The organism is Mucilaginibacter sp. UR6-1 (assembly GCF_020880975.1).
In the GTDB taxonomy this organism is placed as follows: domain Bacteria; phylum Bacteroidota; class Bacteroidia; order Sphingobacteriales; family Sphingobacteriaceae; genus Mucilaginibacter.
This window is the reverse complement of the sequence record NZ_JAJIWP010000003.1, coordinates 552,909-574,075: the sequence shown is the minus strand read 5'-3', so window position 1 is coordinate 574,075 and position 21,167 is coordinate 552,909. Positions and strand designations below refer to the sequence as shown.

Below are 21,167 nucleotides of genomic sequence, written 5' to 3'. Positions count from 1 at the left end.
TTAATTGTGGTTTATTAGGGCCTGTACTACCTCAAGGGTTTGTGTTCTAACCATTGTCAGCCTGCTCTTGGCCGCAGAGGCCAGTTACTTTGTCTTAGACACAAAGTAACCATACTAAGCGTAGCGATCTCATGAACGCCTTAAAAAACAAATAATAATAATGTGAATAACGTCAAAGGCAGAAAAACCTTCCACCCACATGCCATACTCCCGGCCCGGTTTTCTGCCAGGCCTATGCTCTTTAACCCCTCCTAAATCCTCCCCGAAAGGGAGGGCTTTAAAATTCTTGTCATTTCGAACGAGGTACGAGGAGAAATCTGTCGCCTGATTATGAACGCGTACAGATTTCTCGCTATCGCTCGAAATGACATAATGGGATTTTTTAAAGTAAAAAACGCGTCATTGCGAGGAACGAAGCAATCTCTTTTAGGGCATTGTTCAAGCAAATCGCTCGAAGATTGCTTCGTTCCTCGCAATGAGGCAATTTACTAAAAGCCGTATCCTCCGAGATGATTACACATGGAAAGTAGCACTTTTCAGACAATAAGCCCCCTTGCTTTTACTACCTTTGCCGCCTATGGCAGATACTACAACATCACTAAAAAACAAGTACGACAGTATAATATTTGACCTTGACGGCACCCTTTGGGACAGTACCGCCAATGTGGCCGTGGCCTGGCAGGCTGCCAAACAAAAGGTTGATTTTATTAAGGACGATATTACCCAGGCTGATGTTCGCTCGATAACCGGGATGGCCTATGACGCCATTTTTGTAAAGCTTTTGCCGTATCTGGATGATGAAAAACGTAATGAGTTTAAGGCACATTGCTCCGTAAGCGAGCTTGAAACGCTTAACGCCTTAGGTGGTGAGCTTTACCCGCAACTTGAAGAAACCCTGCAATACCTGAAACAGCATTACCGCCTGTTTATTGTTAGCAACTGCCAGAATGGTTATGCCGAAACTTTTTTTAACCACAGTAAGCTACAGCATTATTTTGAGGGCTATCAGTGCTATGGCACCAAAGGCCAGCCTAAAGCTGAGAACATTGTGGATGTTGTGAACGATTTTGACCTGAAAGCACCCGTTTACGTTGGCGATACCCAGGGCGATTATGATGCAACCGTTAAAGCGAATATTCCTTTCATTTTCTGCAACTATGGTTTCGGCAAGGTGGAAAGTGGACAGGTAGCCACCATATCAAGCTTTGGTGAACTGAAGGAAATTTTGTAATAATTAAAATACATCAAAAACAAAAATGGGTAGTTGTATGCACAGCTACCCATTTTTGTTTTATCACTCTACCGGTTGCAAAACGGCGGCGAATTTCTGTTCGTATTCCTTTGCGTTTTTTTCAATTTTGGCGGCAAGCGCATCCTGATGAGCGGCTTTGGTATAGCGTACCATATTATTTAAAACATATACGCCTATGTTAACCAGCCGCAGGTCTACACTATACGGACTATCCTCATAAATGGTATGGTTATAATCCATTTCATCCGTCAGGTAATTATAAATATCGTCAGCCAGCTTATTGCCCAGCTTATAATCACCTAAGCGGAAGGCTATCTCCGCCATGTGCGATTTGCGGTTGGCTACATCAACAAACGGATTTATGTTAGGCATCACTTCATCAAAACGGTTTAATACTTTGCGGGCCATATCCGTTTTACCTTCGGCCATTAACCCATCAGCAAGGGAAAGAAACGTGGTAGTAAGCGCAGGGTAAAACATCATTACCGATTGCTGATCTAAATAGCGGGCGTGTTTAAAGTTGCCGAACCTGAACTTGTTCATCACATTATCATACATCACCTGTGTATTCACTTTCGCACCCTGATCCTGAAGGGTGGTATCAGGCTTCAAGGGCAGTAAGCGGTAGGTGAAGCCCTCGCGGTACAGGTAATCATCCAAACCCATCATATTACTTGTGCCGATGGTAACCGTAAAACAAACCGGCCTTTTCCAGTTATTATGGGCCAATATATCTATCAGTGCCAGGTTATTTTTTACGATAAGGTTAGAGTTGTACTGCCATACCACGCTATCGGCCATCATGCGGTTTTGATCGGCAGTTAATACTTTATTCTTAATAACCTCATCAGGCTTAACCGTAATTTTAAAGTTTTTTGTAGGCAGGTAATTGGCCACCATGCCGCTTTGGTATTGTACATGCGTGCGCGGATCGTCGGACGTGATGAAATCAAACACTTCTTTTACCTCCACATGGTCGGGTATGTGTTCATCATTTAAATAGATCACATCACGCACGCCTTCTTTATACTTATCATACGGCATAGTAATAGGTAACGGTGCCGACTCGTTTACCTTATGCTGCATCTGCTTAATGAGCCAGTCGATACCGAACAGGCTCAGGTTAACCAGGCGTACATCGGGCCTTATATTTTCCACTTCCTGCGCGTACCATAACGAGTAGGTATCGTTATCGCCATAGGTAAACAAAATAGCGTTCGGCGGGCATGATATCAGGTAATTATAAGCCATATCGTGCGCGGTAAGTTTGGTAGATCGATCGTGCCCGCGCCACTCCTTAAAGCCCATTAATACCGGGGCGCAAAGCAGGCAAAGCACAGTTGCCAATACCGATGCTTTTTGCCATTTAAAGCGTTGCTGCAACATCTCGCTAATGGCTACTACACCCAATCCTATCCAGATGGCAAAGGCATAAAATGAGCCTACGTATGAGTAATCGCGCTCGCGGGGTTGTATGGATGGCTGGTTTACATAGAGCACAATGGCTATACCGGTAAAAAACCATAACAGGGTAACCACCAAAGCATCGCGCCTGCGGCGCTTAAAATGATAATACATGCCCAGCAAACCGATGATTAGCGGCAGGCCATATAAGGGCGCGTATGATGGGCTTTGGGTTACTGATTTGGGCAGATGCTTAGCGCCATCCAATATGCCGGATGTCCAGTTACCGTCAAGGGCGGTCATGCTTTGCTGGCCATCCATATCATTATAGCGGCCTACAAAATTCCATAAAAAGTAACGGGCGTACATCTGGTATATCTGCCAACTGAACATAAAGCCCAGGTTATCCGCAAAGTTTGGTGTATGGCCCTCGTCCATCTTCATCCACTGGCGGTAGAACTGCGGGTCGTCGCCATCATCACTGAACATGCGCGGCAGTATGGTATTATGATCGTAAACCAGCGATTGCCTGTAGCCGGTTATTTCATATTTCTTTTCTCCTTTACGGTAGCGTGCCTTGCCCTGGGTTTGATCAATGGCCTTACCGTCAAAATACGGCCCATACAGCAATGGGCTCGGCGGATACTGATCGCGATTGAGGTAGCTGGCTAAGGTAAAGGCATTATCAGGGTGGGTATTGTTTAGTGTAGGGTTAGCTGTTGAACGTATGGGCACATACATAAAACAACTGTAACCCAGGTACAAAAACGATAGACACATTAATGCCAAATGCACATAATATTTTTTGTGTTTGATGCTGTATAGTATCCCCCAAACAATGGCACTGATCAGTATGGTAAAGAAAACGATAGCGCCGCTGTTAAAGCCAAAGCCAAGGGTGTTCACAAAAAACAGATCGAACCAGCCGGCAAACTTAACCGTGTATTGTATAATGCCGTACTGTACAAAAGCCAGCAACACCACACCCAACAAGAACACCATAAAACCCTTTTTTACGGTGATGTTTTTATACCTGCGGAAGTAGTATACCATAGTAAGCGCGGGTATGGTAAGCAGGTTAAGCAAATGTATGCCGATAGAAAGCCCCATAACATAAGCGATGAAAACCAGCCAGCGGTCGGCACCGGGTTCGTCGGCGTGGGCATCCCATTTCAGGATAGCCCAAAACACCAGGGCTATACATAATGATGACAGGGCGAACACAATGGTTTCGACAGCCGAGAACCAGAAGGTATCAGAAAAGGTAAAGGCCAGCGCGCCTACCAACCCCGCACCCATAATGCTGATCAGCCTTTGATTGGGCATAGCATCGGCATAAGTTTTGGCGGTAAGTTTTTTGGCCAGCGCGGTAATCGTCCAAAACAGGAACATGATGGTAGCGGCACTTGCAATGGCCGAGCACAGGTTGGTAAAATAGGCTACCTTGGTACGGTCGCCAAAGGAAAGCAGCGAGAACACCTTGCCAATCATGGCAAAAAGCGGATAGCCGGGCTGGTGCGAAACCTGCAAACGGTACGCGCAGGAGATGAATTCGCCGCAATCCCAAAAACTTACGGATTGCTCGAGCGTAAGCGTGTACGTTGTGGCGGCAATAACAAAACATAGCCAACCCAGCAGGTTGTTAATTTTAGTATAAGGCATGGTGGGGTGATGTAAAAGTTTCTTCAATGCCGTAAATATCCGCTTTTTATAAGTAGTACCACAGGCATTAACTTTTTTTAACAGGAGATGTTAAATCGGCGTTAATTGAGTTTGCTTAAATGAACATAGTCAATAAAAACCAACTGCTCAATCCAATGAAATGCACCCAAACCAACCATAAATTAGGTTTAGTCTTGTTTAAAGTATATCTATTAAGTACTACTATCATAAGTATGATACTAATAAATACAGCCAATACAAGGCTGATAATATCTAAATTCGGCCCACACATTCCTGTCCTGAACGATGTAGATAACCGAAAACTACACACTAATCCAATAGTAATAATGTAGTATATTATTGAATATATGATAAGTTTAGATTTGAAAATCATACGTTGTGAAAATAATCATTAACCTGATAAAAACAATAACACCCGGTTTGGCATTAGGTATCATAACTATTAGCAAGCAGGCCGTATTACTCAAATTATATATAAATATTGGCCTCCAATTTTCTATCTTGTACCCATAATTACTGTAAATGCAAAACATCTACACTGTTAAACGCTGTAAATTACTATTGGCTACGGCCGGTGCATTGCTGTGCGGCACCTTCGCCCGCGCGCAATCAGTTCAGCTACCCTATCAGTACCAGTTCTATCAAAAATTTAATGCCGATGTTTATTCAACATCTAACAATATACATACGGCATTTAAACCACTGCTGATTGACAGTTCGCTTACCGCACGGTACGATTCGCTGATGAATTACGGCGCCGACAGCAACCGCCACGGCTGGGTATACCGCAAGCTTTTCAGAGAGCATTTGTTTGATGTACGCAAAGCGGATTATACCTTTTATGCCGATTACCTGCCCGACCTTACCATTGGCCGCGACTTTAAAAGCAAGGAAAGCACCTGGCTAAACACCCGCGGTTTCCAGATTGGCGGTACTATAGGCACCAAATTTTCCTTTTACACCAGCGGATTTGAGAACCAGGGCCGCTTTGCCCCGTATATTGACGACTACGTGCGCACAACCCGTATGATTCCCGGCCAGGCGTATGACCGTAAAGGCGGCATTGAGCAAACCAAAGACTGGTCGTACGTAACGGCGGTAATATCATACACCCCCATAAAACAACTTAATTTTACTTTAGGGCAGGATAAAAACTTTATTGGCGATGGTTACCGCTCGATGCTTCTGTCAGACTATGCCACCAACTACCCTTTCTTTCGTACTACCTTAACTCTTGGCCCTATACAATACACGGCCATGTGGGCGCATATGCAGGACAGGCAGGCACCCAAGTTTGATACCTTTGGCGATAGCCGCCGAAAATGGGCCGCGTTTCATTACATCGACTGGACCATCAGCAACCGGGCATCATTAGGCTTTTTTAATGCCTACATTGCCTCAGAGGCTGATGACGAAGGCAACCGCCGCGGCTTTGACGTAAACTTTATAAACCCTGTATTTTTTGCCAGTTCGCTGGGCCCGTCAGGTATGCCGGGCAATTCCATATCAGGCTTTAACGGTAAATATAAATTCCTGAACAAACATGCCATTTACGGCCAGTTAGTGCTTGACCGTGTTAAGGGCCGCGAAGGCAAGGCTATTAACAGTACTGCCTGGCAGGTAGGTGTACGCGGTGCCGACCTGTTTGGGGTACGCAACTTAAATTACCTGGCCGAATATAATACCGCCCAACCCTACACCTACATCGGCGCGCAGCGCATGAGCGGCTATACCGCCTTTAGCGAGCCGCTTGCCCATCCGTTTGGTGCCAACTTCAGAGAAACCTTAGGCATCCTGAACTACTCGGCAGGCAGGTTTGACCTGCAGGGAAAAATGATCTACGCCAAATATGGCCTTGATGAAGCCGGCACGCTTGACAATTACGGCAAAAACATTTTACGCGGCTTTAATGGCGATGCAATACCAGGCACCAGTACCGGGCAGGGCATCAGCACATCGCTAAAATACGCTGAGGCTACTGTGGGCTTTATCATCAACCCACGTTATAACCTTAAATTTGAGGTTGGCGGTATATTGCGCCAGCAAACAAACCGCCTGGGTACATCAAACACCACCCTGCTTACGGTTGGCCTGCGCAGCACGTTCCGTAACTTATATTCCGATTTTTAACATATCGCGTAAGCAAATATTAAAAGGCGCTGAACATAATCTCAGCGCCTTTGTTTTTACTAAAAACACCGATATACCATGCCCGAACTACCCGACCTGCAGGCTTTTAGCCACAACCTCAATAAAAAGCTTAAGGGCAAAACCGTAAAGCAGGTTACTGCCCACACCGGTAAACTCAATGTTAGCGCCGATGAGCTGAACCATACCCTGCAGCACCAAAAGGTAGAGGAGATATACCGCGATGGCAAGGAGCTGCATATCCGCTTCGCTAAGGGTGATGTACTTGGCCTGCACCTGATGCTGCACGGCAAACTGTTTTTATTTGAGGGAGAGAATACCAATAAATACCCCATTATTGATATTCAATTTACTGATGATAGCGGGCTTACCCTTACCGATTTTCAAAAGGCGGCCACCCCTACCCTCAATCCCGAAAAAAAGGACGCGCCCGATGCGCTGGCCGGGGAGGCTGATGCAGCGTTTTACAAAAAGATATTGGGCAGCAAAAAATCAGTCGTAAAAAATATATTGCTCGATCAAAAGATCATCAAAGGCATTGGCAATGCATATGCCGATGAGATATTGTGGCATGCCGGAATATCGCCCTTCTCGATAAGTAATAAAATACCTGCGGATAAGGTAAAAGCCCTGGCCAAAGCGGTTAAGGATGTGCTTACCGATGCCGAAAAGCAGATACTGAAAAGCAACCCGGATATTATAAATGGCGAAGTGCGTGATTTTATGCTGATACACAATGCCAAAAAAACGCATAGCCCCGATGGTGCCGAAATCAAAATAAAAGACGGCACCCGTAAAACCTATTATACTGATGAACAGGAACTTTATACATAAAAACTATCAGCATGAAGATAAGTAAATACCTGCATTCCTGCCTGTTGTTTGAACTTGACGGTCATAAGTTATTGTTTGACCCGGGCAAGTTCTCGTTTGGTGAAGGACGTGTTACAGCCGATATATTCAGCAATGTTGACAGCATTGTTATTACCCATATTCACCCCGATCATTTTGATTTGGATATACTCAAAAGCATTTTAGCTATTACCGATGCCAACCTGTACACCAATAGCCAGGTAGGTGAGCAATTAAGCAAAGCTGATTTGGCATATACGTTAGTTGAAGATGGCGATATTAAGATCGGCCCGTTTAAATTAAAGGCCATACCCGTTACGCATGAGCCATTGCTGGATAACCCTATACCGCAAATGACGGCCTTTGTAATTAACGACAGAGTACTTTACCCGGTTGATACCCTTGGCGATGAACTATTGGCCTACAAAGGGATTGAACTGTTGCTGCTGGTAACGATGGCACCATTTGCCAACGAGCTGCGCATTGCCGCCTTTGCCGATAAAATGCAACCCAAACAAATACTCCCGGTGCATGATGGTTACGCCCGCGACTTTTTTATACTACAGCGCTATGCCAACTATAAAAAGCACTTTGAGCAACAGGGTATCACCTTTCATGAGGTTTACCGGGTTGGACAAAGTATTACTATCTGAAATAAAATTACAATGCCTGTAGTTTTACAAACTTCAGGTTTATTGTAAAAAATAAAAACCCATAGCGTTTAAGCTATGGGTTTCTATTTAATAGACACATGGTCTGTTAAATCAACACTAAATGGTTGAGGAAAATTATTTCCTCTTATCTTTTTTAGTAGTATCTTTCTTTACAGTGTCTGTTTTTGTTGTGCTTTTTGTAGTGTCTTTAGGAGCAGTTTGAGCAAATGAACCTAAAGTAAAGGCTGATAATACCAGCACGCTTAATAGCTTTTTCATAGTTTTCAGATTTAAATTATTTTATTATACCAAACAATTACTGAATAGTATGCAATAAGGTTACCAGTGTGCCGTCAGCATTATAAATTCTATTTGTAAACACTGTAAAAACTTAACACAAACTACTAATTATCAACTATATAAAATATTAAATATAATTATTTACAGGGTTGTGTGCCGAAGCCAGGCTATACTTAAATATGTAGACTTATTACACAAAATGGCTATAAATGCCCCTATTAAGGCCGTTTTTCGGCTTTAAACTCGGATGGCTTAGGGATGATCTTTACTATAGCCCATAATGTCCCGGCCATGATGCCCATAGTTTTTACACCGAATTTTACAAAAGGCTTCATCACCTGCCAAAAGCTATCATTATTTTGCGGTTTGGGTTGCTGGGCAGGTTGTTCAATATATTTGCGTTCCATAATGTTATGTATTTATATAACACAGGCACATACTATGCCATAGGCTTAAACACTGCCATCATAAACTTCATTTTCAACCAATTGTGTTAATATGGCCTTTAAAATAGCTTCGCGCGCCCACTGTTGTTCGGTGGTGGTGGCATCATCACGGTACCAGGCAACCGGCTCATTTATCTCGATACGGCTCTTATACAGGTACCCTTTTTTGGTGTGTACCTTTGTGCCCACGTAGCTGTTTAGGCCTTCGCTTTTAATAATGCGGGCAAAGCGGGCTATCGGCAGGTCAAGGCGCAGGCATTCATCCAACGTATTCTTATAATCCTGCTTGTCCTCAAGCCACAGGGTGAAGGCATCGTCGGTAAGGTCGTGGTCGGCAATGGCAATGCGGCTGTAATTGTAATCAACCGAAATAATTAACCACCATAATTGCTGTTTTAGTTTTTGTGATAATTTGATCATGACATATGCCCCCCAACCCCCTTCAGGAGGAGCTTTGTTTTTAATCAGTAGCGCGGCAAGGCAACAGCTACAGGGATTTAGATTTTGATTAATGATCGCTCCGCGGTAAGGAGCTGGTTAATTGGTTTTACTTTAAGCCCGGCCGTTCCGGAAGCCAGCCGGGCAGGTAACGCTGAATTGCGGCAATTTCTTTGCTTAGCCTCGCACATGCCATTACGTATCCTTCCATTTGCGCATTATGAAAGGCTTGTTCATCAGCATCAACAACATTATTTGTTTGATGGCCGGTTAGTGCTGGCAGGTGATCGGGTGATAAGTAGGCTACGTACATGCTGCAATTCTTTAATTCCTGTAAATTCTTTAGGCGATGTTTGGCGCTTTAATAAATTTGCTTTAGCTTAGCATCAAACAACGAAACAAATATAAAGATATTTCTGTATTTATATCAAGAATATTTATAATTTTTTCTTTATGGATCAGACTACAAAACCCAATAAAATAAAAACCATTCGCCCGGAAACATTGGAGTTTATTATACTCTATACTCAATTGAGAGGCAAGGCATTTTATAATAACACACAATTAGCAGAGGCACTTGGCTACAACTCAGCCAGTACCATTACAGAGATTGTAAAAAGCAGACAAAATATTGATCCAGAAAAATTAAAACTTTTTAAAGAAATATATCAAGAATATCTTTCTCCGGTAAAAAATAAAGAAAACAGCACCTCTGTTAGTATAAGTAAAAAAGCCTTTGAAGGTATACCGATGTATGAGGTAATGGCAACAGCTACCGGCGTTGAGGTTTATAATGATATAAACGACAGCAACCCGGTAGGCCACATGAATTTTCCGGGGATTGAAGATTGCGATTTCGCGCTACCCGTATGGGGCCACAGCATGTACCCTTACCTTGAAAATGGTTGCTGGGTTGCCCTGAAGGTGATACATGACATGAAGATACTGCCCGGCGAGGTTTACTATATTGAGTGGGGCGATTATCGCATGTACAAGCGCCTGCTTGCCGGCGACACGGCCGACGAAGTGATAGCTCACTCAGACAATACCACCGAAATGGTTGGCAACCGTTTGAAATACGCCCCCTTCGTTATCAAGATAGCCGACATTAAAAAGCTGTGCCTGGTAAAGGATATTCATAAAAAACATAACCATTAATAGCGATAGAAAAATATACAGGATGACGATACGTGAAGCTACCCTGACCGACATACCCGGGATAATGACAGTAGTTGCCGAAGTAGTGCCGTTAATGCAGGCAGCAGGTAACCGGCAATGGAGCGATACCTACCCCAACACCGAAGTTTTTACAAAGGACATTGAGCTTAAACAACTGTGGGTTGCTGAACATAACGGCCAGCTTGCAGGTGTAACCGCCATAACTACCGCCCCCGAGCCTGACTATGCCGCGGCGGGCATTGATATTACCCTGCCTGCGGTTGTTACCCATCGGCTGGCGGTTAGTCCGCGGTTTCAGGGCCTGGGCATAGCGGTGGCGCTGCTAAACCATGCTGATGAAGTGGCACGCAGGCATAACATAGGCAAAGCACAGGCTGATACCAATACCATGAACAAAGCCATGCAGCGCTTACTGGAACGATCAGGATATAAAAATATAGGCGAGATAGGCCTGGCACATAAACCCGGTTTAAGTTTTTACTGTTATGAAAAGGATATAAGATAAGGCGTGTTGAAAATTTTGTTCGCTCACGTAAAACCATTTAACTTAAAACCTCGTAATGATATATATAAATACCCCGATTACGAATGAATGAGTTGTTACCCTACGCCTATGGCGGCGCTGTTATACTTATACTGATATTGATATTTGATATTCGCCAGCGCAGAAAATTCAATACTATTTTAAAGCAAAGCAATGGAGTGGAGCCTTTGCTGATGAAACAAACAGCGGCTACAAAACTTAACAAACTGCAAAATGTACTATCGGCTGTGCAATCAGCAAATACGGCGCTTTATAACAAGGTAAGCCAAAAGCTTGATGAAACCATGCACGATTACAATACCGGCAAAATGCCCCTGCCCGAATATACCAACAGGCTCGACCTGATACTCAACTACATTAACAAACACGCTAAACGCTAAGGCCGGATATACTGCCTGGTAAAAAATATTCTTTAAGATTGGCTTAATGCCAAATTGTTTATACTTGCACCATCATGGGTGATGACGGCATTGTAAAAAGGCTAAAGGTAATTGTTAAGGAACATGGCGGCCAGGTTGGCCTGGCATCGGCCATTGGCGTTGATCAGGGCTTTATCAGCAAGGTTATCAATCACAAGCAGGAGATGAGTTATTACCTCATCAGCAAACTATGCTTTCAGCTTAAATATTCGCCCGAGTGGCTGATATTGGGCACCGGCGATAAAAAGATCAACAAAACCGACGGGGCCAAATTAATTACCGAAATACAAATGCTGCGCACCGAGGTTGATATTTTACATGCCCGTATGCGCGCTTATGAAATTGAACTGAATGAATTAAAAGACAAGCTGCCCGGCAAACAAGCCGTATAGTAATAAAAATATATCCGTTACAAAAAATGCCCGGCAAATTGCCTGGCATTTTTTGTTATAAGTAGTACGAGGTTTGCTTATTTAGCTGCGTCGCGCAGGGCCTTAATGGCATCGTGCGCGGCATTAATATCCTGAGATTGCGCTGTAACGGTTTGCAAAGCTTCGCCGCTCAGGCCACCTTCGGTAAGGGCGGTGGTGTAAGCTTTTTTAATAGCATCTTCACCTCTTTCGGCCTCGTTAAGAATACCGACACGATCGCTACCGCCAAATAATGATTTTACGTCGATCCAGGCGCGGTGTAATGTACCGCTTACGCTGTTACCGGTTTCTACATCACCACCACGAACAGCGGTAAGCGCGGTAAGCTCCTGGCTAAACTTGCGGCTTTGAGCTGAGTAAGTTTGAAAAAGCCCTTTTAAATCGATGTTTTCATCGTTAATATCAGCTAAGGCTTTTTCAAAACCTGCAACACGGTCATTATTGATCTCTATCAGATCATTTAATACGTCAATTGATTTTTCTGTAGTTTCCATAGTTTTTAGATGTTTGCATCAACATTTGCAATAGCTGTGCCAGCCTTACCGCAACATGGCTTTTATTATTAATGCCGATGCCGCCTCACCAAAATCCAAACCTGAATAATCGGGATTAAACCCGCCAATGTAAGGCACCGCCATAATATAAACACGCTCATTTAGTGCGCTATAACCATCCACCGCCTGAAAATCATCATTAATAGCCACCCCGGCAACATTCAAATAAAAATCGCCCGAGGCATCCTGTGTTACCTTGCCGTCGCCTTTGGCTAATGCCTGCTGTCCCGCTTTTGGGTCACTGAATTTTAGCTTTGCCGGGGTTAGCACCCTGTTATCTATCAGGCTTTTATAGGGTATATCGCTAAATGAAAGGTGCGGCTGCCCTATGCAATCAACAAAGGTTTGATAGTGTTTAGTTTTTTGTTCGCCGTCCTTATCAGTATACGTAACGGTTGCTCCACCATCATCGGCGGGCTCAACGGTACTATCTTCACCAACGGCTATAATATCAAGCACGCCAGCGTTATGCAGGGCAAGCATCTCAATGGCCGAGCTTTGGGGCACATAGGCAATAACGATGGAAATAAGCGGCATCAGCGTTTTTTGCACCCGCTGCATGTCCTCCGCCGAAAAATATTTAGCCGGGTAATTCATCGCGAAACTTAATATCCCCAGCATCTCTTTCCAGTAAATCGACTCCCGTTTTTCAATCGACCGATCGGCCTCATCATACTCCGCCTGTAGCAGCTCAAACGCGTCGCGCTCCTCACGCATGCCCATCATCAGGTCAACAAACTCCTCCGTTTGCATATCCTTAATGCGATGGTAAAAGTCAGGGTCATTCTCTTTAATGCCGTCTTTAAAGTTTTTATCGAACACATAATCAAGTGGCAAAAAGCCATTGTTGGCCTCACGTACGCGCGCTATCTCGTCCCGGCTAAGCACAGTGTCTTTACCCAGGTGCGAATCCTCCAGGTGAAAACGCACCGCGGGCAGCAAACCATTGCGCGAGTGCATCACCATCCTGAAATTCTTGCTTTCGGGATATGCAGAGTAGGTCAGGTTTCCTTCAGCATCCTTATCAAAGCTGCCGTTATATCTTGATAAAGTACGGATGGCATCAATAGCCGTTAACGATGAACCACGGATGGCTACCTCATGATCGACCTTAAAAGTGAGTTTTGATGGCGGGTAGGGCGAATCAAAATAACCGGCCACCTTACCCTCATTTTTTTTAGGCCAATAGTGCCCGCTGCAAATAGCTATGCGCTCGTGGTAAAATTTATCGCCTGCTGATGTTATTACCTGTACCCTGCCCCCGGCCGGATCGTCAACCAAATCAGCCACGGCGGCATTAAATTTAACAATAGTATTAATCCCTTTTTCCTTAGCCTGCTGCAGCAGTAACCTGAACTGCTCAGTAAGATATTGCCCGAACAGTAATCGCGGCAGCACCTTGTACTCATTAAAGCGTTCCGGATCAATTTTATATTTATCAAGCGTATCTTTAGGTACGGTCCATATCCAGTCGGACACGGAAGTGACCAGCTCAGGTATCTCATTGCCTGATACATTGGTAACATGCTCATCATTAGCACCGGCGGCACTGTACGGCATACCGGCACCCAGCCTGTTACCTTTTTCGTAAATGGTGATGTTCACGGTATGGTCAGATGCTTCAATAAGGCGTTTATACAGGAACATGGCGCTCGGCCCGCCGCCAATAATACCGATGTTCAGGTTTGTTTGGGTTGAATTCACAATTAAAGTAATATTTGTTTGAGCTGTTCGCGCAACCGGATCTAAATATTCTTTTGTTGTGGTTGGCGCTATAATAATTACTTAATAATAAAATTGTTTGCCTAATTCATTAATAAATCAAAAAAGCCGGAACATGTACATGCCCCGGCTTTTCAGATATCAAAATACTATATAATTACTTCCCGATCACCGTCATGATGGCATCGCCTACCTCATGCCCGGCAGCTTTCTTAAAATCAAAGCCAAGCAATAAGGCCATGGTTTGTGCCAGTTGCTTATGGTAGGTGGTGGTAGCGGTTTTAACCTCGCCGGTTGGCGCGGTATCGGGGCCAATAACGGCAAACCAGGTTTGCTCTGAGTTTTTAACATCCTCGCCATGGCTGCGCCAGGTTTCAATCGGCTCCTCGCCCCTGCCATGATCGCAGGTGATAAGCAGCGTTGTTTTACCTTTGTAAGCCGGATCATGCTGCACCATATCCCATAGAGCTTTGATATAGCCATCCTCCTGCTTAATCCTGTCGAGGTAAAAGCTGTAATTACCCTCGTGCGCCATATCATCCGTTTCATCAAAACCCAAAAAAACCACCTTGGGTTTATATTGCCTGATGTACTCTTTGGTGTATTCAAAGCTGATGAAATCCAACCGGGTTGAATCGCCTAAATAATGAGGCACATTATGCTGCAACTCGTTCAGGTATTTGATACGCTCATTAGCATCCTTATTTTTTACATCAGCATAACCTGAATACACCGGCAGGCCCGAACGCGAAGTATTTAATATCTGCGGAAAACGCTCCCATGATGAAAAGGCCACCACTTTGCCCTGGTAACCTTTTTGCTTGTTGATAAATTCAAGCACATTCATGTTAGGGTTAGTTATCGGGTCATTGGTATTCATCCGTCTATCAGGGAAACCGGTGAATATCTCGTTATAACCCGGGTAAGAAAAACGGTAAGGATTAGCGACCTCATCTTTATTACCCAGATCGCGGTTGCCGTAAACCTGCCCCTGTTTGCTTATTACCGACCATAGAAAGGGCATCAGTATGCTACGCCTTTCGCCCGGAGTAGCTGCCCAGTATTTCTTTTTAACACCATCCTTATCGCCGGTAAACGTTGAGGCTACAAGCACCGAATCCGCTCCGCGAAATACCTCCTGCCAGCGCAGGCCATCAAGTGTAACAATGATGAGGTTTTGCGTTTTGGTTTGCGCCTGTGCGTAACCGAGGGTCATGGCACCCAGCAGCACCAAGAATATTTTTTTCATACTGATCACTATTAAAACAAACGGCCATTATCGCTAATGGCCGTTTGCAAGTTTTATTTAATTATTGAAGTATCCACATAACGCCGTTAATATCGTCGTTACCGCCAAATTGCCTGTCAAGCGCATCCTGGTAGTTTTTAGCGTTCGAGGTACGCTCTACATCAGGGTATTGAAAGCGCTTGGCTATACGGCTGCCGTTACCTGTACCCGGGCCGGTAGTAAAGGTTGGCACACCTGTACGGCGGTAGTTAAAGTACGATACCAAACCCGAATGGCGAAACAAGGCCAGGTATTGCTGCTGCAACACTTTTTTCAAACCATCGGCACCATCAGCGTATTTTACGGTTGATTGATTGTAATAAGTATTAAAATCAGCATCAATAGTATAGGTATCATAGTTAGCATCAACAGTTACGCTGGTTGAGCCGGGGCGGTAAAAATACGCCGTAAAGGTGCCATCATCAGGTATGCTGTATGCTGCCCTTGATGCCTTGATGCCTTTTATATAGTAAGTTTCGGCATTGGCACCAGCAGCCCAGCCACGGTTAATACCCTCGGCAATATTCAGCATCAGCTCAGGGTACCCTATTTGTACACTTGGCTCGCCGGTATAAGTTGAATAAAAATGCTTACGGTTAATAAATGAATATTTTTGCAGACCGGCGTTGTTGTACATCACACCCTGGTCAAGCCCCGGATCGGCACCTACAAATGATGCAAAATCGGTAGCGCTTTGTTTTTTATTATCAACCAGATCGCGCGCTGGCTCGGCAGTTACAAATACACGCGGATCTTTTAACTGCGTTAATAAGCCGATATAAGTAGCGGATGTGTTTTTACGCGAACCGCTTTGTCCAAAGTTATTTGGGTTTTGCGGATAGTAGTTGTTAGGCGCCATAAATACATACTGCATGTTGTCATCATTGCTTTCCATCAACGGGTATTTTGTTGGGTTGTTAATGATGCCGACAAAACGGGTAGCTACTTTCAGGTCAGTATCCGCCGTTTTTTTGCTTAGTTGTATAAGCAGGCGTACCTGTAAGGCATTTACCGCCTTTTGCCATTTACGCAGATTGTTACCAAAATAAATATCATTCTTTAATATCGCGCCTTCACCGGTGCCAAAATCATTCGGCTTGCTGATGAGCTGACCCAAATCGTCATTTGCGCTTTCAAGCCACTCTAACGATTGCAGCATTACCTGTTTTTGAGTATCATATGTTGGCTCAAGGTTATCCAAACCTTTAAGGGCCTGGCTCATGGGGATATCGCCCATTTCCAAACTCATTTTGCTGAACAGGTAAGCTTTAAAAAATTTGCCCACTGCCTCATAAGGGTTTATGGCGGCACCACCGGTTGCGGCAGCCTGTTTTTCCATAGCCAGTACATTTTTTAATACGGTATAGTAATCATCACCGCCACCCAGATCGTAACGGTTGTTACCATAATAATCGTAGTTATAAAGGTAATACTGGTTGTATATTTCCTTTTGGCCATCGGGCAGTTCGGCAATACTGTTAAGCACGCCGTTAAACAGCAGCGATGCGGGTACATTGCCTGGCAGGTTGTTGTTTTGCGAAAGCTCATCAAAGCTTTTTTTACAACCCGTTACCGATAGCGCAAGAGCTACAGGTAATATATATTGTTTTAATATCTTTTTCATTTTGTTTACAGCTAAGTAAGTTTAGAATGACAGGTTAAGGTTAAAACCATAGCTGCGTACGGTTGGCGATTGCAAACCGGTTAAGCTGGTGGCATAGTTATACTGGTCAAGGTCAACATCCTTAAAGCGTTTATCTTTATAGAAGTACAGCAGGTTACGGCCATATACTGATACAGTAGCTTTTTGGATAAAGGTTTTTTGCAGCATCGGTTTCGGAAAATCAAAGCTTAAAGTAACCTCACGCAGTTTAGAGAAGGTTTTGCTCATCAGGTTGGCTTCGTCGGCATTGTAGTACTTGCTCACATAATCCTGCACAAAGGCGGTTTGTTTATTTGGCGCATATTGCAATTCACCATAATTTAACACCGCACCTGTTTTTGAATCGTAGTTGATAGAGCCTCCGTTTGAAATAACCACACCCTCACCCACGTAGCTACCGTTGTAACCGGCCTTGCCGTAGTTTTGCCAGTCCTTGTAACGGGCATCGCCAAGGGCACCTTCAGCAGTTTCAATGTTGGCACCACCACGCATCGTTTTGTTGTGCATGTAGTCAACAATTACACCACCTACCGAACCATCAAACTGGAAGCCCATGCTTACTGTTTTATAACGGATTTTGTTGTTGATAGCCCAGTTGTATTTGGCGTTCATGTTACCCAGGTATTGCGATACCGGGTTGATCAACGGCTTGCCGGCAGCATCATTAATGATCTGGCCGTCAGGCGTGCGTACAAAGGCGGTACCATATAGTTTGTCGGTACGGTCACCTGCCTTAAAAAAGGTTTGGTAAGTATCCTGACCGGCAGGCAGCTCTTTATACACCTCTTTAAAGGTGGCAAAGTTTACTAATACATCCCAGGTAAAGCCGCCCATGTTTTTAATTGGCGTACCGGCAAGCGATAGCTCATAACCATTCTTTTTGGTTTTAAGCGCGTTTACGTACTCAATGGTGTAACCTGTTGAGGTTGATATGGCGTTAGGTAATATACGCGGACCATCAATATACTGGAACGCTGTACCTGTTAAACCTAAACGACCCTGCAAAAATTTAATATCAAAACCTTCCTCGTAGTTTACACGGGTTGATGTTTTGATGCCATTTTGATACAAGTAATCGGGCGCGTAACCTGCGGTTTGGCTGTTGTATGGCTTGCTGGTTGAGTACGCTGATACCAATGAATAATCCGGACCATTATATGGTGAGTTATAAGTAGTACCATAACCCAACGGATTAGTGAACAACGACGAACCGGTTGACCCGCCAAGTGCCGTGATAGAATTAAACGGAGCGGGGCCGATAGTGGTTGAAGTAGCATCCGAACGGATGTTTGAGAATGACGCCCTTGCTTTCAGGAAGCTGATCGCTTCCGGCAGTTTAACGTAATCAGATATTACAGTAGCTAACGATACACTTGGATAAAAATAAGTTGTAGGTACCTGGAATGCCGATGATTTATCGATACGGCCGGTGCTTGATAAAGTAGCGTATTTACCAAAGCTGGCATCTAACGAGTAGTAAGCACTCATTACCCGCATATCCGAATTGAAGTTGGTTGACTGAACCGGGTTTTTAGAGTTGCTGAAGCTGTATACGCCCGGTACGTTCAGGTAATCAGTTGATGTCCAGTTAGAGTTATAAGTAAAGTTACGCATGTTACCACCTACTAAACCCGATAGGTTAAGGAACTTTTTAATGGTGTAATCGTAATTCAACATTAACTCGGTATTGCTGTCGTACAGGTTACGGCGATCTTCGCGGTAGTCACCTTCATTACCTTCACGGCCGTAAGGGTGTGCTGAGAAAGGCATTTTTTCGGTACGCAGAATATTGTAGGTATTGATCTGTGAGCGCAAGGTGGCGTTCAGGTTATTATTGATCTTGAAGTTGGCAGACATCCAGCCATACAAATCATTTTTGTAATGACCGCGGGTCCACTCTTTCACCATAAACCATGGGTTATGGTAACGGGTGTACTCGGCAAATTGCTGCTGAATACCCTCTTTACCAGGCTGCCATATAGCTTTAATATCAGGCGCGTTAACATCCCAGTCGGCACCTGTCCAAACAGCAATGTTATAAATTAAGCTGTTAGGGCCATATTGCACGTCAGGAAAGTTATCTGTAGTTTGACGGTTGTAGTTTACGTTACCCTCAAATTTCCAGCGTGGGTTAGGGTTAAATGAGGCGTAAATATTAGCATTAGCTATATCCAGGTATTGCTCAGGTATATAGCTGTTTTGGTGCTGCTGTGAGGCCGATAAACGAATGTTGTACGTATCGCCGTTGGCACTCAGCGCAATGTTGTTGTTGGTTTGATAACCGGTGCGCAAAAAGTTATTCAGGTTATTGGCACCACGCGCGGTATATGGCGTAGCCTGGCGTACACCGTTAATGATCGGGCTATCGTACTGCTCAATTAACTGGCCGGCAAAGTAAGGGCCCCAAACGTCATAATCGGCATCAACGCCACCCGGCGCACCGCCTTTACCATCAACAAATTTGTAAAAAGTATTCTCGCCCGCGCCGTATAATTTTTGAACTCTCGGGAAGGCCAGGAAACCGCTGTTAATTACAGTACTGCTGTTTACATCAACACTAAGGCCTTTTTTGTTTTTGTTGCCTTTTTTAGTGGTGATCAATATAGCGCCGTATGATGCACGGTTACCGTATAACGCGGCAGCCGCAGGGCCTTTAAGCACAGTATAGGTTTCAATATCATCAGGGCTGATGTTGTAGGTATCGGTGTTAATAGGAATACCATCAACCACGTAAAGCGATATCTGGTTACCACGTATACGCACGCTTGGCGCGCCCAGCAACTCGGCCGATGGACCTACTGATAAACCTGCCACCTTACCGGTTAAGCCGGTGATAGGGTTAGGGTCGCGGGCCATGGTAACATCATCACCATTTACAGTTTGTACGGCATAGCCAATGCGGCGGGTTTCTTTTTTAACACCAAGGGCGGTAACTACCACCTCGTTAAGTGCTTTACTGTCGCCTTTAAGGGCAACTACCATGGTGTTGCTGTTACCTACGGTAGCTTGCTGCGGGGCAAAGCCTAAAAATTTAAACTCAAGCACATCGCCCGGGTTGGCCGTAATAATAAAGCGGCCATAAATATCGGTTGATGTGCCTTGTGTGCTGCCTTTTAACATTACAGTTACGCCCGGCAGGGGTTGCTTGTTCTCGTCAGTTACGGTACCGGTAATTTTTGTTTGGGCAAACAAAATAACCGGCGACAGGCAGCACATTATAAATAATGCAAGCCTTTTTAAATTTGGATAAAAGTGTTCCATGTTTTGCTGTTAAAAAATCGGTGGTGTGACTTTGATTTTGTTAACGGCAATTTTAGAGTTTGTTTATTATTTATAAACTAAGTTTAATTTAAATAAACTTTAACGTTTCATTGTGGAAATGTTAACACCCCGGGCTGGTAGTAACACTAAACATACATGCTTACCCAATTAAGTTAACAATACCTGTTTACCGGGCGTTGTTACGGAGATGGTTTACAGCCATTTGTTTAAGGGCGGCAACGTTAGTAACGGGAATATGCTCCAGCTTTGCCTCATCATCCCAATGCCTGAAACGGATGATCAGATCCTTATCCGGGTCAGTCTCAAAAGCACCTGCTTCATCGGCATTCATCACTCCACCCTGAAATTCAAGCGTTACCCTGCTTGCGGGCGAAAGCTTTTCATAGTATTCCGGGTATTTATAGGTAAGATAGCGCTTGGCGATAACATGGGCGCGTACCAGGTTTGCAACCCGTTCAGAAAAACCCCGCTCTGATAAATAATCAGCACCCAGCTTTTCGTGATCTACATTGCCCATACCGTCCATGCTTTCAGCTTCGCCCTGCGCAGCGCACAGGTGGCCAATGTCATGAAAAAACGCGGCCAGTATTACCTCATCATCATACCCCTCATGCTGTGCTAAAGATGCAGCTTGGGCCATATGCTCTAATTGCGATACGGGCTCGCCTATATAATCCTCATCGCCATGGCGTTCATATAAAGCAAAAACTTCGTCAACAATAATTTCGGGGGTGCGTGTGGTGTGTAGCATGGCTAAAGCAAAACAATAGCACAGACATTAATATCTTATTAAGCGAATATTATGTAATTTACAGTGACGTAAAAATTTTGTTCAAGCCCGGATTTAACATCCTATTATTTGTGTGTTGCTGTTATATTATATACTTTGCCACGGTTCAACCAATAACC

19 protein-coding genes are annotated in these 21,167 nt (G+C 44.3%); 8 read left to right on the top strand and 11 right to left on the bottom strand.

Translation table 11 applies throughout. From position 1 onward, the window contains the following. Positions 1–577 precede the first annotated feature (577 nt). Entirely contained in the window at positions 578–1,231 is a 654-nt protein-coding gene (locus LJ707_RS12965) for an HAD family hydrolase (RefSeq protein ID WP_228951578.1), read from the top strand. Between the two features lie 63 nt (positions 1,232–1,294). Here LJ707_RS12965 and LJ707_RS12960 read toward each other — a convergent pair whose 3' ends face one another. After that, entirely contained in the window at positions 1,295–4,345 is a 3,051-nt protein-coding gene (locus tag LJ707_RS12960; protein WP_228951577.1) for a DUF2723 domain-containing protein, read from the bottom strand. A gap of 516 nt (positions 4,346–4,861) precedes the next feature. Here LJ707_RS12960 and LJ707_RS12955 point away from each other — a divergent pair. From LJ707_RS12955 to LJ707_RS12945, 3 genes are all read left to right on the top strand, one after another. Continuing rightward, entirely contained in the window at positions 4,862–6,469 is a 1,608-nt protein-coding gene (locus tag LJ707_RS12955) for a gliding motility protein RemB (RefSeq protein ID WP_228951576.1), read from the top strand. A 78-nt stretch (positions 6,470–6,547) separates the two neighbouring features. Continuing rightward, complete coding sequence (locus LJ707_RS12950; protein WP_228951575.1) at positions 6,548–7,321, top strand: DNA-formamidopyrimidine glycosylase family protein; 774 nt, start codon at positions 6,548–6,550, stop codon at positions 7,319–7,321. An 11-nt stretch (positions 7,322–7,332) separates the two neighbouring features. Beyond that, entirely contained in the window at positions 7,333–7,992 is a 660-nt protein-coding gene (locus LJ707_RS12945; RefSeq protein WP_228951574.1) for an MBL fold metallo-hydrolase, read from the top strand. A 135-nt stretch (positions 7,993–8,127) separates the two neighbouring features. Here LJ707_RS12945 and LJ707_RS12940 read toward each other — a convergent pair whose 3' ends face one another. From LJ707_RS12940 to LJ707_RS12925, 4 genes are all read right to left on the bottom strand, one after another. Beyond that, positions 8,128–8,271, bottom strand: coding sequence for a hypothetical protein (locus LJ707_RS12940; protein ID WP_228951573.1), 144 nt, complete (start codon positions 8,269–8,271; stop codon positions 8,128–8,130). A 239-nt stretch (positions 8,272–8,510) separates the two neighbouring features. Then, positions 8,511–8,699, bottom strand: a complete 189-nt coding sequence (locus tag LJ707_RS12935; RefSeq protein ID WP_228951572.1) for a hypothetical protein — start codon at positions 8,697–8,699, stop codon at positions 8,511–8,513. A 45-nt stretch (positions 8,700–8,744) separates the two neighbouring features. Next, entirely contained in the window at positions 8,745–9,158 is a 414-nt protein-coding gene (locus LJ707_RS12930) for a hypothetical protein (RefSeq protein WP_228951571.1), read from the bottom strand. 127 nt (positions 9,159–9,285) lie between these two features. Beyond that, complete coding sequence (locus LJ707_RS12925; RefSeq protein ID WP_228951570.1) at positions 9,286–9,489, bottom strand: hypothetical protein; 204 nt, start codon at positions 9,487–9,489, stop codon at positions 9,286–9,288. Between the two features lie 140 nt (positions 9,490–9,629). On the opposite strand from LJ707_RS12925, the gene LJ707_RS12920 reads away from it, so the two are divergent. The 4 genes from LJ707_RS12920 (at position 9,630) to LJ707_RS12905 (ending at position 11,710) form a co-directional block, all read left to right on the top strand. Beyond that, entirely contained in the window at positions 9,630–10,334 is a 705-nt protein-coding gene (locus tag LJ707_RS12920; protein ID WP_228951569.1) for a S24 family peptidase, read from the top strand. A gap of 22 nt (positions 10,335–10,356) precedes the next feature. Next, a complete protein-coding gene (locus tag LJ707_RS12915) occupies positions 10,357–10,860 on the top strand; it encodes a GNAT family N-acetyltransferase (protein ID WP_228951568.1) in 504 nt (167 codons plus the stop codon). A gap of 83 nt (positions 10,861–10,943) precedes the next feature. Continuing rightward, the gene (locus LJ707_RS12910) at positions 10,944–11,279 is read left to right on the top strand and encodes a hypothetical protein (RefSeq protein WP_228951567.1); all 336 of its coding nucleotides are present in this window, start codon (positions 10,944–10,946) and stop codon (positions 11,277–11,279) included. Between the two features lie 74 nt (positions 11,280–11,353). Further along, positions 11,354–11,710, top strand: coding sequence for a helix-turn-helix transcriptional regulator (locus tag LJ707_RS12905; protein WP_228951566.1), 357 nt, complete (start codon positions 11,354–11,356; stop codon positions 11,708–11,710). Between the two features lie 77 nt (positions 11,711–11,787). On the opposite strand, the gene LJ707_RS12900 is transcribed toward LJ707_RS12905, so the two are convergent. From LJ707_RS12900 to LJ707_RS12875, 6 genes are all read right to left on the bottom strand, one after another. Continuing rightward, entirely contained in the window at positions 11,788–12,243 is a 456-nt protein-coding gene (locus LJ707_RS12900) for a PA2169 family four-helix-bundle protein (RefSeq protein ID WP_228951565.1), read from the bottom strand. Positions 12,244–12,288: 45 nt separating this feature from the next. Continuing rightward, positions 12,289–14,007 carry an FAD/NAD(P)-binding protein gene (locus LJ707_RS12895; RefSeq protein ID WP_228951564.1) on the bottom strand — a complete coding sequence of 573 codons (1,719 nt, stop codon included), beginning with the start codon at positions 14,005–14,007 and terminating at the stop codon, positions 12,289–12,291. 175 nt (positions 14,008–14,182) lie between these two features. Further along, the gene (locus LJ707_RS12890; RefSeq protein ID WP_228951562.1) at positions 14,183–15,274 is read right to left on the bottom strand and encodes a phosphoglyceromutase; all 1,092 of its coding nucleotides are present in this window, start codon (positions 15,272–15,274) and stop codon (positions 14,183–14,185) included. Between the two features lie 61 nt (positions 15,275–15,335). Continuing rightward, on the bottom strand, positions 15,336–16,937 hold the full coding sequence (locus LJ707_RS12885) for a SusD/RagB family nutrient-binding outer membrane lipoprotein (protein ID WP_228951560.1): 1,602 nt from the start codon (positions 16,935–16,937) through the stop codon (positions 15,336–15,338). A gap of 21 nt (positions 16,938–16,958) precedes the next feature. Then, on the bottom strand, positions 16,959–20,237 hold the full coding sequence (locus LJ707_RS12880; protein ID WP_228951558.1) for a SusC/RagA family TonB-linked outer membrane protein: 3,279 nt from the start codon (positions 20,235–20,237) through the stop codon (positions 16,959–16,961). 187 nt (positions 20,238–20,424) lie between these two features. Beyond that, on the bottom strand, positions 20,425–21,009 hold the full coding sequence (locus LJ707_RS12875; RefSeq protein WP_228951557.1) for a phosphonate degradation HD-domain oxygenase: 585 nt from the start codon (positions 21,007–21,009) through the stop codon (positions 20,425–20,427). Between the last annotated feature and the right edge of the window lie 158 nt (positions 21,010–21,167).

Bases quoted from the DNA above. Each gene is read 5' to 3' on its own strand.
- LJ707_RS12920 (WP_228951569.1), top strand. From the start codon at position 9,630: ATGGATCAGACTACAAAACCCAATAAAATAAAAACCATTCGCCCGGAA.
- LJ707_RS12915 (WP_228951568.1), top strand. From the start codon at position 10,357: ATGACGATACGTGAAGCTACCCTGACCGACATACCCGGGATAATGACA.
- LJ707_RS12910 (WP_228951567.1), top strand. From the start codon at position 10,944: ATGAATGAGTTGTTACCCTACGCCTATGGCGGCGCTGTTATACTTATA.
- LJ707_RS12955 (WP_228951576.1), top strand. From the start codon at position 4,862: ATGCAAAACATCTACACTGTTAAACGCTGTAAATTACTATTGGCTACG.
- LJ707_RS12965 (WP_228951578.1), top strand. From the start codon at position 578: ATGGCAGATACTACAACATCACTAAAAAACAAGTACGACAGTATAATA.
- LJ707_RS12950 (WP_228951575.1), top strand. From the start codon at position 6,548: ATGCCCGAACTACCCGACCTGCAGGCTTTTAGCCACAACCTCAATAAA.
- LJ707_RS12900 (WP_228951565.1), bottom strand. From the start codon at position 12,243: ATGGAAACTACAGAAAAATCAATTGACGTATTAAATGATCTGATAGAG.
- LJ707_RS12885 (WP_228951560.1), bottom strand. From the start codon at position 16,937: ATGAAAAAGATATTAAAACAATATATATTACCTGTAGCTCTTGCGCTA.
- LJ707_RS12935 (WP_228951572.1), bottom strand. From the start codon at position 8,699: ATGGAACGCAAATATATTGAACAACCTGCCCAGCAACCCAAACCGCAA.
- LJ707_RS12875 (WP_228951557.1), bottom strand. From the start codon at position 21,009: ATGCTACACACCACACGCACCCCCGAAATTATTGTTGACGAAGTTTTT.
- LJ707_RS12945 (WP_228951574.1), top strand. From the start codon at position 7,333: ATGAAGATAAGTAAATACCTGCATTCCTGCCTGTTGTTTGAACTTGAC.
- LJ707_RS12940 (WP_228951573.1), bottom strand. From the start codon at position 8,271: ATGAAAAAGCTATTAAGCGTGCTGGTATTATCAGCCTTTACTTTAGGT.
- LJ707_RS12880 (WP_228951558.1), bottom strand. From the start codon at position 20,237: ATGGAACACTTTTATCCAAATTTAAAAAGGCTTGCATTATTTATAATG.
- LJ707_RS12930 (WP_228951571.1), bottom strand. From the start codon at position 9,158: ATGATCAAATTATCACAAAAACTAAAACAGCAATTATGGTGGTTAATT.
- LJ707_RS12925 (WP_228951570.1), bottom strand. From the start codon at position 9,489: ATGTACGTAGCCTACTTATCACCCGATCACCTGCCAGCACTAACCGGC.
- LJ707_RS12890 (WP_228951562.1), bottom strand. From the start codon at position 15,274: ATGAAAAAAATATTCTTGGTGCTGCTGGGTGCCATGACCCTCGGTTAC.
- LJ707_RS12905 (WP_228951566.1), top strand. From the start codon at position 11,354: ATGGGTGATGACGGCATTGTAAAAAGGCTAAAGGTAATTGTTAAGGAA.